This window comes from Variovorax sp. GW821-FHT09D07, assembly GCF_059416345.1.
The window spans coordinates 723,375-739,505 of sequence record NZ_JBWKOY010000002.1 but is presented as its reverse complement, the minus strand read 5'-3'; the positions used below and the strand labels follow the sequence as shown (position 1 = coordinate 739,505).

Below are 16,131 nucleotides of genomic sequence, written 5' to 3'. Positions count from 1 at the left end.
CACGGAGAACGACATGGACGAGAAAAACAACGCAAGCCCGCAGCAGGCCCCTCGTTCCATCTCCGACCCGCGCGAGGTGGCGACGTTGATCATGTCGCGCATCGGCATGGTCAACGCGAAGAAGGACGAGCTGAGCGTCGCCATCCAGGGCCTGTGCGACGCGACCCAGCAGCTGTCGCGCGCCTACTCGGCGCAGATGGTGACCATCGACCGGCTGGTGCGGCGGGTGAAGTCGCTGGAAGCCGCGGCGCAGGCCGCGGCCCAGGTCCCGCAGGTCAACTGAGCAACGCCCCACAGAACCACAGGAGACGCACATGAAAACCCTGTGGATGGAACTGCGACCGCTGCTGCTGTACATCGCGGCGTTCTCCTTCTTCATCAACCTGCTGTTCCTGGTGCCCGCGTTCTTCACCCTGCAGGTGTTCGACCGGGTCATCTCGACCAGCAGCCATGAGACGCTGCTGGTGCTGCTCGCCGGGACCGGCGTGGCGCTGTTCATCCTGCTGCTGCTGGACTACCTGCGAACCCGGCTGCAGAACGTGGTGGGCATCATGGTGGACGAGCGACTCTCCCCACCGGTGGTGAACGCCATCGTGGAGCGCGCCGCACGCGCCCCGAGCGGCGTGAGGACAGAAGGAATCCGCGACGTGGCCGCGCTTCGCGCCGTGTTCTCCGCCAATGGCCTGATCGCGGTGTTCGATGCGCCCTGGGTGTTCGTGTACGTGTTCGTGATCTGGATGTTCCACCCCGCGCTCGGCCTGGGCGCGGCGTTCTCCGCGGTCCTCATGCTGGGCCTGGCCTGGCTCAACGACCGCATCAGCCGCCGGTCGCTCGAAACCCTGCAGAACGAAGGACGCCGCGCCGCGCAATACGTCGAGAGTTCCTTGCGCAACGCCGAAGTGCTGCAGGCCCTGGGAATGACACAGCGCCTGCTGGTGCGCTGGCGGGCGCTGCAGGACCAGATCGCGACCATGCAGACCAGCGCCAGCCGCAGCACCGTGGCGTTCACCGCCGGGACCAAGGCCGCGCGCCAGGCCATCCAGATTCTCATGCTGGCCCTGGGCGCGTACCTGGTGCTGAGCCAGCAGGCTTCCGCCGGCGTGATGATCGCCACCAGCATCCTGCTGGGCCGCGCGGTGCAGCCGGTGGAGCAGCTCGTGGGCAGCTGGCGCACGCTGATCGAGGCGCGGGCGGCCTACGGGCGCCTGCAGGAACTGTCGAAGGACTTCGAGCGCACCGAGCCGCATGTCGCCATGCCGCGCCCCGAAGGACGCCTGAGCGCGGAGAACATCTCGTACCGCGCGGCCGGCTCGGACACCCTGGTGCTCTCGAACATCGTCTTCGCGCTGGCGCCGGGCGAGGCCCTGGCCATCGTCGGCCCGAGCGCAGCCGGCAAGTCGACCCTCGCGCGCGTACTCACGGGCGTGTGGCGCCCCAGCAGCGGCAAGGTCCGCCTGGACGGTGCCGACGTGTCGTACTGGCCGCGCGAAGAACTGGGCCCCTACATCGGCTACGTGCCCCAGGACGTCGAGCTCTTCGACGGCAGCGTGGCGGACAACATCGCGCGCCTGGACAAGGTGGACTCCGAAGCGGTGGTTGCCGCCGCCGTGCGCGCCAATGCGCACGACATGATCCTGACCCTCCCGAAGGGCTACGACACGCCGGTGGGCGAACACGGCTCGCGGTTGTCTCCGGGCCAGCGCCAGCGCATCGCGCTCGCCCGCGCGCTGTACGGCAACCCGCAGCTGGTGATCCTGGACGAGCCGAATTCCAACCTGGACGGCGCGGGAGAAGTCGCACTCGCCCAGGCGATGAGCGGCCTGCGCCAGGCGGGCGTGACCTCGGTCGTCGTCACCCACCGCCCGTCGCTGATCGCCCACGTGGACAAGATCCTGGTGCTCGCCGCGGGCCGCATCCAGCAGTTCGGCCCGGCGAGCGAGGTGATGCGCGACATGCAGCGCCAGGCCCAGGCCATCGTGGACCAGAAGGCCGCCTGAGCGCCGCGCCGCCGCTGCGAACAAGGACCCCGCACCATGAGCACCGCCACACTCCCGATGCCTCCCGTTGCAGCCCCACGCAGCAGCCGGGAGCACGCACGACGCCTCGCGCGAAGCGGATGCTGGGTCATCCTCGGCGCGATCCTGCCCCTGGGCCTGTGGATGGGCCTCGCCCCGCTCTCGATGGCGGTGGTGGCTCCCGCATTCGTCAAGGTGGACCTCAACCGCCGTCCGGTGCAGCACCTGGAAGGCGGCACCGTGCGGGAAGTCATGGTGCGCGACGGCCAGCATGTGAACGCCGGCGATCCGATCCTGGTCCTGGGCGACGTGCGCGTGGACGCCGACCGCAACCGCCTGAGCTATCGCGTCCATCTGGAGCGCGCCATGCTGGTGCGCCTGGAGGCCGAGCAGTCCGTCGCCAAGACGCTCGCCTTCCCCGAAGACCTGCTGCGCGCGGCCCGGCAGGACGATCGCATCGGCCAGGCCCTGCTCAAGGAGACGGCGCTGTTCCAGGCCCAGCGCCATTCGCTGGACAGCGCGGCCTCGCTCATGAGAACGCAGCGCGATCGCGTGCAGCAGGAAATCGTCGCCGTGCACGCGCAGATCGCGCAGGCGCAGAACTCGCTCGTCCTGCAGCGCCAGGACCTGGAAGCCAACCGCGGCCTGATCCAGGAAGGCTTCATTTCGTCGAGCCGGATCTCCCAGCTCGAGTCGGTGGTGATGGAGTACGCGGCCAAGCTCGAAGAGCGGCGCACGGAACTGGCACGTGCCGCCCAGCGCCTGGTGGAGATCGACCTGAAGATCCAGTCGATCCGCAACGACTACGTGAAGGCCGCGAGCGACCAGCTCAAGGCCACCACGCAGCGCCTGGGCGAGATCGAGCAGGAGCAGCGCAAGTCGAACGACGCGGCGCAGCGGCAGGTCGTCGTGGCCCCGGCCAGCGGCGAAGTGATCGACCTGAAGTTCACCTCGCCCGGCGCGGTGGTCGGGCCCGGAGAAGCGATCGCGGACATCGTGCCCAGCGACGCCCAGCTGATGATCGAGGCGCGCATCCGTCCGGAAGACATCAGCAACGTGCACCTCAACCAGCGCGCGCGGGTGAAGTTCACCGCCTTCAAGTACCGCAACACCTCGATGGTCACGGGCAAGGTGACCTATGTCGCCGGCGACCGGTTGATCGAGCGCCAGACCAACCTGCCCTACTACAGCGTGATGATCCTGGCCGACGCCGAGTCGCTCAGGGCCATCGGCGACTTCAAGCTCCAGGCGGGCATGCCCGCCGAGGTCTACATCGCGGGCGTCTCGCAGACCGCGCTGCAGTACGTCATCGAGCCCATCACCTCCACCATCCGCCGATCGGGACGGCAGATGTAGCGGGGCTGTTCTCTGTCAACGAGGGGAATACATCATGCGCAAGGATTCCAACCACCACGACCCCGTGACGCCTGTCGCCCACAGCAAGAGACGCACGTTCCTGAAGGCCTCGCTGGCAGCCACGGCCGCCCCCCTGGTCCTGACACCGGGCAAGACCCGCGCACAACCCACGCCCCTGCCGCCCAGCCCGCCGACGACACCGTGGGTCGAGGACCTGCCCAACCAGGTCACGCCGCTCACACCGCTGGCCACGCTGACCCCGGCCCCGACCCTCAACGCGAACATCGCAGGCGGCGAGTGCGGGCGTGCGCCGCACCAGCGCTACGCGGAACTGACCGTGCCCGGCAAGGCCGGCACGCCGCTGCTGTACCAGCTGACGGCCAAGGAGAACCCGGCCTGGCTGTTCAACGGCAACAACCCCTACTACCCCCCGCAGCCCATCTGGGGCTACGAAGGCAACACGCCGGGGGTGACCACGCCGGGCCCCACGATCCACGCGCGCTACGGGCAGTCGGTCATCTGCCGCATCCGCAACCAGCTGCCGCAGAACCACACGGGATTCGGCTCGCCCGAGATCAGCACGCACCTGCACAACATGCACACGCCGTCGGAGAGCGACGGCTTCGCGAGCGACTTCTACAGCGCCGTCCAGGGCGGCGTGACGCTGACCGCGCCGGGGACCTTCAACGATCACTTCTACCCCAACCTCTACGCCGGCTTCGACGAATTCGGCGGCCTCGGCGATTCGCGCGAAGCCCTGGGCTCGCTCTTCTATCACGACCACACGGAAGGCGTGACGGCACCGAACGTGCTCAAGGGCATGTTCGGGCGCTACATGGTCTTCGACGCACTCGACACCGGCGACGAGACCACGGGGCTGCGGTTGCCCAGCGGCGCGTACGACTACCCCCTGAGCTTCTCGGACAAGCGGTTCGACTCGGGCGGCCGGCTGACCTTCGACGAGCTCAACCCCGAGGGCGTGCTGGGCGACAAGATCGTGGTCAACGGCAAGATCGAGCCGGTGCTGCGCGTGGCACGCCGCAAGTACCGGCTGCGGCTGCTGAACGTCGGGCCGTCGCGCTTCTACGAGTTCGTGCTGCAGAACACGGGCGGCACCATCGTGTACCCGTACACCCAGATCGCCAGCGACGGCAACCTGCTGCCGGCACCGATCCTGAACCAGCTGAGGGTGCGGATCGCCCCGGCCGAGCGCGCGGACATCGTGGTGGACTTCTCGCGATTCCCGCTGAACACCACGCTGTACCTCGTCAACCAGCTCACGCAGGTCGACACCCGCAAACCCGGCGTGGTGCAGTCGCCGGGCACGCGCGTGCTCAAGTTCATCGTCGATCGCCAGCCCCCGACGCCCGACCTGAGCGTGGTGCCGAGCGTGCTGCGCCCGCTGCGCGACCTGCCCAGTGCCAGCGAACTCGCGGCCCTGCCGGTTCGCACCTGGGTGTTCCAGCGCAACAGCGGCATGTGGAACGTCAACGGGCTGTTCTTCGATTCGCTCACGGCCAGAGCCAGGGTCACCAGGGGCACCGCCGAGATCTGGGAGTTCATCAATCCCGACAACGGCTGGCAGCACCCGATCCACGTGCACTTCGAAGAAGGACGGATTCTCAGCAAGAGCGTCAACGGCGTGAGCCTGCCCATTCCCGTGAACGAGCGCGGACGCAAGGACGTCTTCGTCGTCGGCGAACTCATGACCGTGAGGGTGTTCGTGCGCTTCCGCGATTTCTCGGGCAAGTACCTGATGCACTGCCACAACCTCACCCACGAGGACCACTCGATGATGGTTCGCTTCGACATCGTGTGAAGAACGCCGATGACTTCCAGGAGATTCTCATGAACCACCGCAGACACTTGATCGCCGGCCTGGGCGTCGCGTCCTTGTACGCGTTCGGCCTGCCCGCCTCCGCCGAGGCGCCGGCAACGGCTGCACGCCCGGGGCGTCGCATGCCGAACGTCGAACTGAAGACCCACACCGGGGCGAAGGTGAACTTCTACGACGACCTGGTCCGTGGAAAGATCGTCGCCATCAACATGATGTATGCGGACTGCGAAGGCATCTGTCCGCTCATGACCAACAACCTCCTGCGCGTGCAGGAGCGCCTGGCCTCTCGGGTGGGCCGGGACATCTTCATGTACTCGATCACCATCCGCCCGGAGATCGACACCGTGGAGCACCTGGCCGATTACGCCGAGATGCACAGCGTGAACCCGGGCTGGCTTTTCCTGACCGGGAGCCGGGGCAACATCGACCTCGTGCGCTTCGCCCTGGGCTTCTACGACCCGGACCCGAAGGTCGACAAGGAGATCAATCGCCACACCGGCATGGTGCGCATCGGCAACGACGTCTATGACCGCTGGTCGATGGCGCCGGCGCTGGCGGCGCCCGAGCAGATCGTCAGCGCCATCCTACATGTCGATCGCAGCCCGGCCACGGTTCGCCGCGCGGGCGGTGCCATCTTGCAGGCCGCCCCTCGGAGCACGGTCTGAACCAGCGCCTGCGCCGACCCCCACCCGGTGGACAGGGCTCACGGGCCCCCGCCACCGGGAAGCGTCTCGCCCCGGCATGGGGCGCCGTGCTCGCAGCGAGCCTCGCGTGGCCCGTCCATGGCCAGAGCCTGGTCGAGATCTACACGTCGGCGCGCGGCTACGACGCCACCTACCAGGGCGCGCGGGCCCAGTACGAGGCCACGCTGGCGCGGGCGGCGCAGTCCAGGGCCGGCATCCTGCCCACCGTCGGCCTGTCGGCCGGCGCCTCGCACACCCGGCAGGACCTCTCGACGGAAGGCAGTGCGACGACGCGCGGGTTCAACACCCAAAGTGTCGGCATCAACGCCACGCAGCCGCTGTACCGCCCCGCCAACTGGGCCGCCTACGAGCAGGGCCAGCGGCAGGCCGAGGTGGCGCAGGCGGTGCTCACCATCGCCGAGCAGGACCTCATCGTGCGCGTGAGCCAGGCCTACTTCGACGTGCTCGCCAGCCAGGACAGCCTGGCCCTGGTGCGCGCGCAGAAGGTGGCCGTGGCCGAGCAGCTGGCCTCGGCCAAGCGCAACTTCGAAGTCGGCACCACCACCATCACCGACGCGCGCGAAGCGCAGGCCCGCTACGACCTGGTGATCGCGCAGGAGATCGCCGCCGAGAACGACCTGCAGGTGAAGAAGATCGTGCTCGACCAGCTCGTCGGCAGCACCGGCAGCGTGCCCGTGCCGCTGGCGGCGCCCGTGATGCTGCCTCCGCTCGCGCCCGCCGACATCGAGGTCTGGACCTCGCACGCGGATGCCGGGCACCCTGCGATCCAGCAGGCCCGCCTGGGCCTGGATGTGGCCGGGCTCGAGGTGCAGAAAGCGCAGGCCGGCCACCTGCCCACGCTCGATGCGACCCTGGGCTACAACGTCACGAACAACCCCCAGGGCACCAACACCACGCCGGGCCGCTCGCGGGTCAAGGCCCTCACCGTGGGCGTCTCCCTCAACCTGCCCTTGTTTGCCGGCTACGCGATCGAGAACCGCGTCAGGGAAACGCTGGCGCTCGAAGACCAGTCGCGCTCGCTGCTCGAGGCCACGCGCCGCGGCGTCGCGCAGGCCACCCGCGCCACCTACCTGGGGCTGGTGTCGGCCGCCGGCCAGGTGAAGGCGCTCGAAGCCGCCGAGGTCTCCAGCCAGATCGCGCTGGAGGCCAATCGCATGGGCTACCAGGTGGGCGTGCGCATCAACATCGACGTGCTCAACGCGCAGAGCCAGCTCTTCCAGACCAAGCGCGACCTGGCGGTGGCGCGCTATTCGGTGCTGCTCGGCAATCTCAAGCTGCGGCAGGCCAACGGCACGCTGGTGCCCGAGGACCTGAACGCCATCGATGCCGCGCTTGCAACCCACGGCCGCACCCCGGTCGACAGCGCGGCGCCCGTCTCCGTGTCCAGGAGAACGCCGGCCCGCCAATGACGAGGCATGCCATGGCACGTACCGACAGCACCAGCGACTGCTCGCGGCCATGACGGCGCTGAACATGCAGGTGACGCCATGCGACTGCTTCTGCTTCAGGATCGCGCGCGGGTCGACGACGGCCTGTTCACGCACTTGCGCAAGAACGGGTTCCTGATCGACAGCGTCGAGCGGCTCGGCGACATCGACGTGCTGGAGAACGAGTCCTACGACGTGCTGCTCGTCAGCTCGCAGTTGCCCGACGGATCGGGACTCGACTGGGTCCGGTTGTTGCGGGTGCAGCACATCACCACGCCGGTCCTGATGCTGATGGTGGGAGCGCCTGGCCCGGCCGCGCAGGCCGAGGTCCTCGACGCGGGCGCGGACGACTTCGTGATGATGCCGTGCCGCCCCGAGCAAGTGGCCGAGCGGGTGCGGGCACTGCGTTGCCGGGCCGCGGGCCTGGCAACGCCGCGCGTGCGGTGCGGCGACGTCGAGTTCGACCTGGGCAGCCGGACGACGGTCCGCTGCGGCATGCCTGTCGCGCTGACCGAGCGGGAATGGAACCTGGTGGAGGCGCTCGCGCTGCGCTTCGATCACACGGTCCCCAAGGCCCAGGTGGAACTGCTGGTGCAGGGGATTCACGGCGCACCGACGAGCAACGCCCTGGAAGTGCACCTGTCCAACGTGCGGCGCAAGCTCGGGCGGCAGATCATCCGCACGATTCGCGGGGTCGGCTACCGCCTGAACACCTGAGCCCGTCGTCTTCAGACTCGTAAGCGTGCCGCACACAAGATAGCAACCTTAAGACGTGCGACTGGCCAGAATCGCACCACTCGCAGAGCCCCATCACTCACCGATGGCGCCACCACTGTCGCAGCGTCCCCCCGGGGCATGAATGGCGACACCTTCTCACGCAGGTACCACCGAACCATGTTCAAGCCCTCTCCCGCTCTCGTTTTCGCCAATTTCATGCAGCTGCCGACCATCGTGCCGAAAGCGGTGTGGCGCGCGCTGCGCGTGGTGAGCATCGCCTCGGCCCTGGCCCTGGCCGTCATGCTGGCGCTGCGGCCCGCCACCGCGATGCCCTTGTTCTGGGGGCTGATCGTGCCGTCGCTCCCGCTCGTGTTCATGCTGGCCCCCGGGCTGTGGCGCAACGTCTGCCCGCTGGCCGCCATCAACCAGATCCCCCGCAGGCTCGGCATCACGCGCGCACTCACGAGCCGCCGCCTGTCGCAGGGCGCGGCATTTCCGATCGGCATCGGCCTGCTGATCTGCGCGGTCGTCGCGCGCAAGCTGCTGTTCAACGGCAACGGCATGGCCACCGCCGGCCTGCTGGCGGCAGCCATGGGGGCGGCGCTCATCGGCGGCCTGCTGTTCAAGGGCAAGAGCGGCTGGTGCAGCAGCATCTGCCCCCTGCTGCCGGTGCAGCGGCTGTACGGCCAGACGCCGTTCATCCGCATCGCCAACACGCACTGCGAACCGTGCGTGGGCTGCGCCAAGAACTGCTACGACCTCAACCCCGGCGCCGCGTACCTGGCCGACCAGTACGACCCGAACCCGGCCTACCGCAACTTCCGCAGCTTCTTCGCGGGCGTCTTTCCGGGCCTGATCCTCGGCTACTACCTCGTGCCCTCGCCCGCCGAGATCGGCCCGGTCTCCACGGTCATGCAGATGCTGGTCTACATGGCCGCCAGCCTGACGCTCTTCAACCTGATCGAACTGCTGGGCAGCAAGACGCGCAACCTGTCGCCGGTGCTCTTCGCGGCGGCCGCGTTCTCGCTGTACTACTGGTTCACCGCCCCGCTGGTCGTCAGCACCTTGAGCAGCCTGAGCGGCATGGCCATCGCTCCCGAAGTCGTCGCCACGCTGCGTGGCCTGACGATCATCGCGAGCCTGACGTGGATCGCGCGGTCGCTGCATGTCGAGCGCCTGTTCCTTCGCCGTGAACTGCGCAAGGGTGTCCGGGACGGTTCCCGGCTGGCGCCGATCGTCATCGAGACGATGCGGCTGCACCGCGGCCCGAACGACGCCGCGCGCAAGGCGCCGGTTGCGGCCCCGCCGGAGAACGAGGCCGCTGCGGCCGCGCCGGCGGATGCGTCCACGCAGCCTGCCGAACTCTGCATCGACCCCACCGGCATGAAGACCCCCATCCGCAAGGGCCAGACCCTGCTCGAAGCGCTCGAGGACTGCGGCGCCCCCATCAACGCCGGCTGTCGTTCCGGCGTGTGCGGCGCCGACCCGATCGCCGTCGTGGCGGGCGGCGAGCGGCTCGCCCCCATCGGCAGCGACGAACGGGCGACACTGGCCCGGCTCGGCTGCGCCGACGGCACGCGCCTGGCCTGCATGGCGCGCATCCGCAATGCCGGGCCCATCCGCATCGACCTGAAGCGGGAGGCGACCCCAGCGGCGCGCGAGACACGCAAGCCCGAGGTCGTGCCCTTCGATGCGTCGATCCGCCGCGTCGTGATCGTGGGCAACGGCGTGGCCGGCCTGACCGCGGCCGACCATGTGCGGCGTCGCCACCCCGACTGCGAGATCCATCTCATCGGCCGCGAGAACCACAACGCCTACAACCGGATGGCCATTGCCAAGCTGATCAGCATGCCGACGGGTGTCCAGGGCCTGCACCTGCTGCCCGAGCAGTGGTATGCCGAACACCGTGTCACCGCGTGGCTCAACACGCATGTGTCGGGCGTCGACACGCAGCGTCGCGAGCTCACGCTGGCGACCCGGGAGACGCTGGGCTACGACAGGCTCATCCTGTGCTCGGGCAGTTCGGCGTGGGTCCCGCCGCTCGACGGCTACGGCATCGAAGGCAGCTTTGTGCTGCGCGATGCCGACGATGCGATGGCGATCCGCGACTACATGCAGCGCTTCCACGGCACCTGCGCGGTCGTGCTGGGCGCCGGCTTGCTCGGCCTGGAAGCGGCGCAGGCGCTGGCGCAGCTCGGGGCGCAGGTCCAGGTGCTGTCGAACAGCGGCCAGATCCTGGACCGGCAGATCGACACCCCGGCCAGCGCCTTGCTGGAAGCGCACCTGGCAACCCAGGGCATCCATGTCATGACCGGTGCCGACGCCGCGCGGCTGGAGCCGGGCAGCGAGGGCCGCGTGGCGCGGCTCGTGCTGAAGGACGGACGCCAGCTCCCCGCCGACGTGGTCGTGGTGTGCACCGGCGTGCGCGCCAACGTCGACATCGCGCAGTCGGCCGGCCTGGCGCTCGGCCGCGGCATCATCGTCGACGCACAGATGCGCACCAGTGCCCCCCATGTCTATGCCGCGGGCGATGTGGCCGAGTTCGAGGGCCACTCGATCCCCCTCTGGGCCGTGGCGGCCGAGCAGGGAGAGATCGCGGCCGTCAATGCGCTGGGCGGCAAGCGCGTCTATCGCGGCCATGTGCCGGTGACCGCGCTGAAGGTCTCGGGCATCGACGTCCGCTCCGCAGGCTCGGTGCACGCCGCGCGGCCCGGCGAATTCGAGTTGACGCAGTCCGAGCCTGCGCAAGGCATCTATCGCAAGCTGGTGGTCGCCGAGGGCCGGCTTGTCGGCGCGGTGCTGGTTGGATCGCCGGACGAGGCGGACGAGGTCATTCCCGCCGTGCGCGAGCACGCGCCGGTCTCCGCGATGACCGCCTTGCTGGAGCGTGGGGACTGGCAGCAGCATTCGGTGGCATTGGCGGCCTAGCCCTACACGCAGCAGGGCAAGGCCCTGGACGAATGCCTGCAGCGGTTCGGCGACTGCGGCTACATGGTCGAGTACCCGATCGCACGCATGCATGCCGACGCGCGCGTGCAGCGCATCTACGGCGGCACGAGCGAGATCATGAAGGACCTGATCGCGCGCAAGCTCGGCGCATGAAAGCACCCCGTCGAGGGCGCGCGCGACCACGGAACGGCAACGCGCCCTCCCCGGTCGACATACGGCCCGCATCCGGCTGAGCCAGAGGGTATTCCCCGAGCCGGTGTCAACGAATCTGTCGGCTGGTTGACGGAATCGATGGCCGCTGTTTCCTAGCATGGAGACGCAGTCCCACCCCCCATGGCAATGGGGGACGCGCCCTGAGGCGCGGGGCCTGCGCGACCCATTCCCAAGGAGACATTCCCGTGAACAGGACATTGCTGCGGCCGGCACTCACCGCGCTGGCCCTTCTCGCCCTCGCCGGCGCGGCCACGGCGCAAGACGGCGCCGGCTACCCGGGCAAGACGGTGACCATCGTCGTGCCCACGCCGCCCGCCGGCGGCACCGACCTCATCGCGCGGCTGTTCGCCGACGTGCTGGGCAAGGCCTTCAAGCAGAGCGTGATCGTCGACAACCGCGCCGGCGCCAACGGCATCCTGGGCGTCGACTTCGTCGCCAAGGGGCCGGCCGACGGCACGCGCGTGCTGTTCACCTACGCCGCCACGATGGTGATCAACCCGGCGCTCTACAAGAAGCTGCCCTACGAGCCGCTCAAGGACTTCGCGCCCGTCGCGCAGGTGGGCCGCGGCGGCAACCTGCTGCTGGTGCGCAAGGACCTGCCGCCGAACACGCTCAAGGACTTCGTCGCCCACGCCAAGGCCCACCCCGACAAGCTGAACTACTGCTCGTGGGGCAACGGCTCGGGCGGCCACCTCACGATGGAAAGCCTGAAGAAGCAGGCCGGCATCTCGCTGCTGCACGTGCCCTACAAGGGCAGCAGCCCCTGCGTGCAGGACCTCATGGGCGGACAGGTGGACGCCGGCTTCGCCGACATCTCCTCCACCATCGAGGTGGTGAAGGCCGGCCGGGTCAAGGCCCTGGCCTACAGCGGCCCCGACCGCCTGCCGATGCTGCCCGACGTGCCCACGATGACGCAGGCCGGGTTCCCGTTCAAGAACTACACCTGGTACGGCTTCTTCGTGCCGGCCAAGACACCGCCCGCCGTCGTCAAGCGCCTGAACGAAGAGATCTACCGCGCCCTGCAGGACCCGGCCGTGACCCAGCGCCTGCGCGAACTCAATTTCACCGACCTGCCGCGCCCCACGCCCGAGCAGTTCAAGGAGGTCCTGCGCCAGGACCTGCAGGACTGGAGCGCCCTGGTCAAGTCCATCGGCGTCACGCTGGACTGACGCCCGATCCACCACGACGCCGGGGCCCTGCCCTCGCGCGTCCAACAGAACACCCATGACACAAGAAAAATCCAACCCCTCCGCCACGCTCGGCGGCTTCAACACCCTGCCCGGCCAGGGCAGCCACCTGCCCTTCGATGCACCGCCCAGCGCCAGCATCGCGGGGCGCAAGCTGTCGGAGTCCACGCACGAGCGGCGCAAGGCGGTGCCGCACCTGCGCGACGACGCACCGAACGTGCTGATCGTGATGCTCGACGACGCCGGCTTCGCGCACCCCGACACCTTCGGCGGCGAGATCCACACGCCCACCTTGACGCGGCTGGCCGGCAGCGGCATCACCTACAACGCCTTCCACAACTGCGGCGTGTGCTCGCCCACGCGCGCGTCGCTGCTGACGGGGCGCAACGCGCACCGCGTGGGCTACGGCCACATCTCCGAATACGCCACCGACTGGGACGGTTACGTGGGCGTCATTCCCAAGAGCGCCGGCACGATGGCCGAGGTGCTCGGGGCCTGGGGCTACAACACGGCCGCGTTCGGCAAGTGGCACAACACGCCGGCCAACCTGACCACGCAGATTGGCCCCTTCGACCGCTGGCCCACAGGCCATGGCTTCAACCACTTCTACGGCTTCCTGGGCGGCGAGAGCTCGCAGTACGAGCCGCGCCTGGTCGAGAACACCACGCTCATCGAGCCGCCGCGCGACGAGGGCTACCACCTGAGCGAGGACATGGCCGACAAGGCCTGCGGCTGGCTGCGCCGCCACCGCGCCATCACGCCCGACAAGCCCTTCCTGATGTACTGGGCGCCCGGTGCGGTGCATGGCCCGCACCACGTCTTCAAGGAATGGACCGACAAGTACAAGGGCAAGTTCGACGACGGCTGGGACGCCTACCGCGAACGCGCCTTCGCGCGCCAGAAGGAGATGGGCTGGATCCCCGAGACCGCCGAGCTCACGCCCCGGCCCGAGACGCTCGCCAGCTGGGACAGCATCCCCGAGGCCGAGCGCCCGTTCCAGCGCCGGCTGATGGAGGTCTACGCCGGCTTCCTGGAGCACACCGATGCGCAGATCGGCAAGGTCGTCGACGAGCTGGAGCAGCTCGGGCTGCGCGACAACACGCTGGTGTTCTTCGTGTTCAGCGACAACGGCGGCAGCGCCGAAGGACAGAACGGCACCGTGGTCGAGCTGCTGGCGCAGAACCGCATCTCCACAAAAATCTCGCAGCACCTCGAACTACTGGAAGGCTTGGGCGGCCTCGACGCACTGGGTGGACGCAAGACCGACAACATGTACCACGCCGGCTGGGCCTGGGCCGGCTCCACGCCGTTCCAGAGCACCAAGCTGATCGCCGCGCACTTCGGCGGCACGCGCACGCCGCTGGTCGTGTCGTGGCCGCGCGGCATCCGGCCCGACACCACGCCGCGCTCGCAGTTCCACCACGTCAACGACATCGCGCCCACGCTCTACGACATCTTGGGCATCACGCCGCCGGTCGAGCTCAACGGCGTGCGGCAGGATTCGCTGGACGGCATCTCGATGGCCTACACCTTCGCCCATCCGCAGGCCGAGGGCCGCAAGGGCGTGCAGTACTTCGAGGTGGCGGGCAGCCGCATGGTGCACCACGACGGCTGGACCGCGGGCGTGTTCGGCCCGCGCATTCCCTGGGTCGCGGGCGCCGCGCCCGGGCTGGCCACCTGGGACCCGGACAACGACGTCTGGGAGCTGTACCACGTCGCGAAGGACTACGCCCAGGCGCACGACCTGGCGCAGGCGCAGCCCGCCAGGCTGGCGCAGATGAAGGAGATGTTCGCCGTGCAGGCGGGCATCAACCACGTCTATCCGCTGGGCGCGATCTACCACCTGACGCTGAAGCCGCAGCACCGCATCGCGCCCCGGCACACCTCGTGGCACTTCAGCGGCGACATCACGCGCATCCCGGAGAACTGCGCGCCCAACATCAAGACGCGCAGCCACACGGCCACCGTCGACGCCACGCTGGGCGAGCGCGCGAGCGGCGTGCTGTTCGCGCTGGGCGGCTTCAACGGCGGCATCTGCCTGTACCTGGACGACGGCCACCTGGCCTACGAATACAACATGCTCGGCATGTACCGCTTCAAGGCGCGCTCGCCCGCGCGCATTGCCGCCGGACGCCATGCGATCGACGTCGAGTTCACGATGAGCGACGGCACGGCGCCCCAGCGCCCCGCGCACGCCGTGCTGCGCGTCGATGGCGAGCAGGTGGCGGCGTGCGACATCGGTGTCACGGTGACGGCCATCTTCTCGGCCTGCGAGACCTTCGACGTCGGCTGCGACCTGGGCTCGCCGGTGGCGGCCGAGTACTTCGACCGTGCGCCGTTCGGCTTCGACGGGCACATCCACGACGTCTGGCTGCGCTATGCGGAGACGCAGTCGTGAGCACGTTGATCACTGAAGCAGACGCCTACGCCATCGGCATCGAGGCCTACACCTATGCCTATCCGATGGTGGTGATGGAGCTGACGCGCCGCGTCGCCACCAACGTCGCGCAGCCCGACGGCGCGCGCGTGCGCGGGCCGATGAACCGCTTCGTGCACGTGCCCACCTACCCCGACGCCGGCTTCAAGGACGTGGTGCGTCCCAACGCCGACACGCTGTACTCCAACATCTGGTACGACGTCGGCGACGAGCCGCTGGTGCTGACGCTGCCGGACATGGGCGATCGCTACCACGTCATTCCGTTCTACGACCTGTGGACCGACGTGTTCGCCACGCTGGGCACGCGCACCAACGGCAACGGCGGCGGCCACTTCGCGCTCGTCGGCCCGCGCTGGAAAGGCACGCTGCCCGAGGGCGTGCGCGCCATCGTGAGCCCCACGGACGTGGGCTGGATCGTCGGGCGCATCCAGACCAACGGCGCGGCCGACTACGCCCACGTGCACACGCTGCAGGCCGGCTTCGAGGCCGTGCCGCTGTCCGCCTGGGGCCAGCCCCATGACCCACTCGCCGGCCACGTCGACGCAGCGATGGACATGCGCCCGCCCGTCGAGCAGGTGGCCGCACTCGGCGCCGGCGCCTTCTTCGCGCTCTTCGCCGAACTGCTCCGACGCAACCCGCCGCATGCCACCGACGGTGCATTGCTGCTGCGCATGGAGCGCATCGGCCTGGTCCCCGGCCGCGGCTTCGCACTGGCCGACGCCCCCGAGGCCGTGCAACGCGCCCTCGCGCGCGCCGCGCCCGATGCCTACCGGCGCATGCTCGAGCGCGCGCCGGCGATGCGCATGGTGCGCAACGGCTGGAGCCTCGGCAGCAACGTGGGCGTCTACGGCAACGACTACCTGGCGCGCGCCTTCGTCGCCTACGCAGGCCTGGGCGCCCTGCCGCGCGAAGAGGCGATGTACCCGCGCTCGGTCTGCGACAGCGAGGGCCAGCCGCTGTCGGGCACTGCGCGCTATGTGCTGCACTTCGACGCGCACGAGTTGCCGCCGGCCGATGCGTTCTGGTCGCTGACGCTGTACGGCCCCGACCAGTTCTTCGTCGACAACGCGCTGAACCGCTACGCCATCGGCGACCGCGACGCGCTCGCCTTCAACGCCGACGGTTCGCTGGACCTGTACATCCAGCACGCGTCGCCGGGCGCCGACAAGGCCCCGAACTGGCTGCCCGCGCCCGCCGGCCCCTTCAGCATGAACCTGCGCCTGTACGTGCCGCAGGCGCCGGTGCTCGACGGGCGCTGGGCACCGCCCGCGCTGAAGCGCCTGCCCTGA

General features: G+C 69.1%; 11 protein-coding genes and 1 pseudogene. All 12 read left to right on the top strand.

The window, feature by feature from the left end; all coding sequences use genetic code 11:
* The first annotated feature begins 13 nt into the window (after positions 1–13).
* Complete coding sequence (locus AC07OX_RS09740) at positions 14–283, top strand: hypothetical protein (protein WP_495260491.1); 270 nt, start codon at positions 14–16, stop codon at positions 281–283.
* Positions 284–314: 31 nt separating this feature from the next.
* Positions 315–1,997, top strand: coding sequence for a type I secretion system permease/ATPase (locus AC07OX_RS09735; protein ID WP_495260492.1), 1,683 nt, complete (start codon positions 315–317; stop codon positions 1,995–1,997).
* 36 nt (positions 1,998–2,033) lie between these two features.
* Positions 2,034–3,371 (top strand): HlyD family type I secretion periplasmic adaptor subunit, encoded by a 1,338-nt coding sequence (locus tag AC07OX_RS09730; RefSeq protein WP_070059823.1) that lies wholly within the window; start codon positions 2,034–2,036, stop codon positions 3,369–3,371.
* Positions 3,372–3,405: 34 nt separating this feature from the next.
* A complete protein-coding gene (locus AC07OX_RS09725; RefSeq protein WP_369644154.1) occupies positions 3,406–5,190 on the top strand; it encodes a multicopper oxidase domain-containing protein in 1,785 nt (594 codons plus the stop codon).
* Positions 5,191–5,219: 29 nt separating this feature from the next.
* On the top strand, positions 5,220–5,873 hold the full coding sequence (locus tag AC07OX_RS09720; RefSeq protein ID WP_495260493.1) for an SCO family protein: 654 nt from the start codon (positions 5,220–5,222) through the stop codon (positions 5,871–5,873).
* Between the two features lie 86 nt (positions 5,874–5,959).
* The gene (locus tag AC07OX_RS09715) at positions 5,960–7,321 is read left to right on the top strand and encodes a TolC family outer membrane protein (protein ID WP_495260494.1); all 1,362 of its coding nucleotides are present in this window, start codon (positions 5,960–5,962) and stop codon (positions 7,319–7,321) included.
* A gap of 78 nt (positions 7,322–7,399) precedes the next feature.
* Positions 7,400–8,056 carry a winged helix-turn-helix domain-containing protein gene (locus tag AC07OX_RS09710; protein WP_495260495.1) on the top strand — a complete coding sequence of 219 codons (657 nt, stop codon included), beginning with the start codon at positions 7,400–7,402 and terminating at the stop codon, positions 8,054–8,056.
* Positions 8,057–8,233: 177 nt separating this feature from the next.
* Positions 8,234–10,984, top strand: coding sequence for an FAD-dependent oxidoreductase (locus AC07OX_RS09705; RefSeq protein WP_495263325.1), 2,751 nt, complete (start codon positions 8,234–8,236; stop codon positions 10,982–10,984).
* A gap of 9 nt (positions 10,985–10,993) precedes the next feature.
* Positions 10,994–11,158 (top strand): annotated as a pseudogene (locus AC07OX_RS09700) (acyl-CoA dehydrogenase family protein); the annotation flags it as partial.
* A gap of 245 nt (positions 11,159–11,403) precedes the next feature.
* A complete protein-coding gene (locus AC07OX_RS09695; RefSeq protein ID WP_495260497.1) occupies positions 11,404–12,387 on the top strand; it encodes a Bug family tripartite tricarboxylate transporter substrate binding protein in 984 nt (327 codons plus the stop codon).
* A gap of 55 nt (positions 12,388–12,442) precedes the next feature.
* The gene (locus tag AC07OX_RS09690; RefSeq protein WP_495260498.1) at positions 12,443–14,803 is read left to right on the top strand and encodes an arylsulfatase; all 2,361 of its coding nucleotides are present in this window, start codon (positions 12,443–12,445) and stop codon (positions 14,801–14,803) included.
* Entirely contained in the window at positions 14,800–16,131 is a 1,332-nt protein-coding gene (locus tag AC07OX_RS09685; RefSeq protein ID WP_495260499.1) for a DUF1254 domain-containing protein, read from the top strand. The genes AC07OX_RS09690 and AC07OX_RS09685 overlap by 4 nt, the downstream gene beginning before the upstream one ends.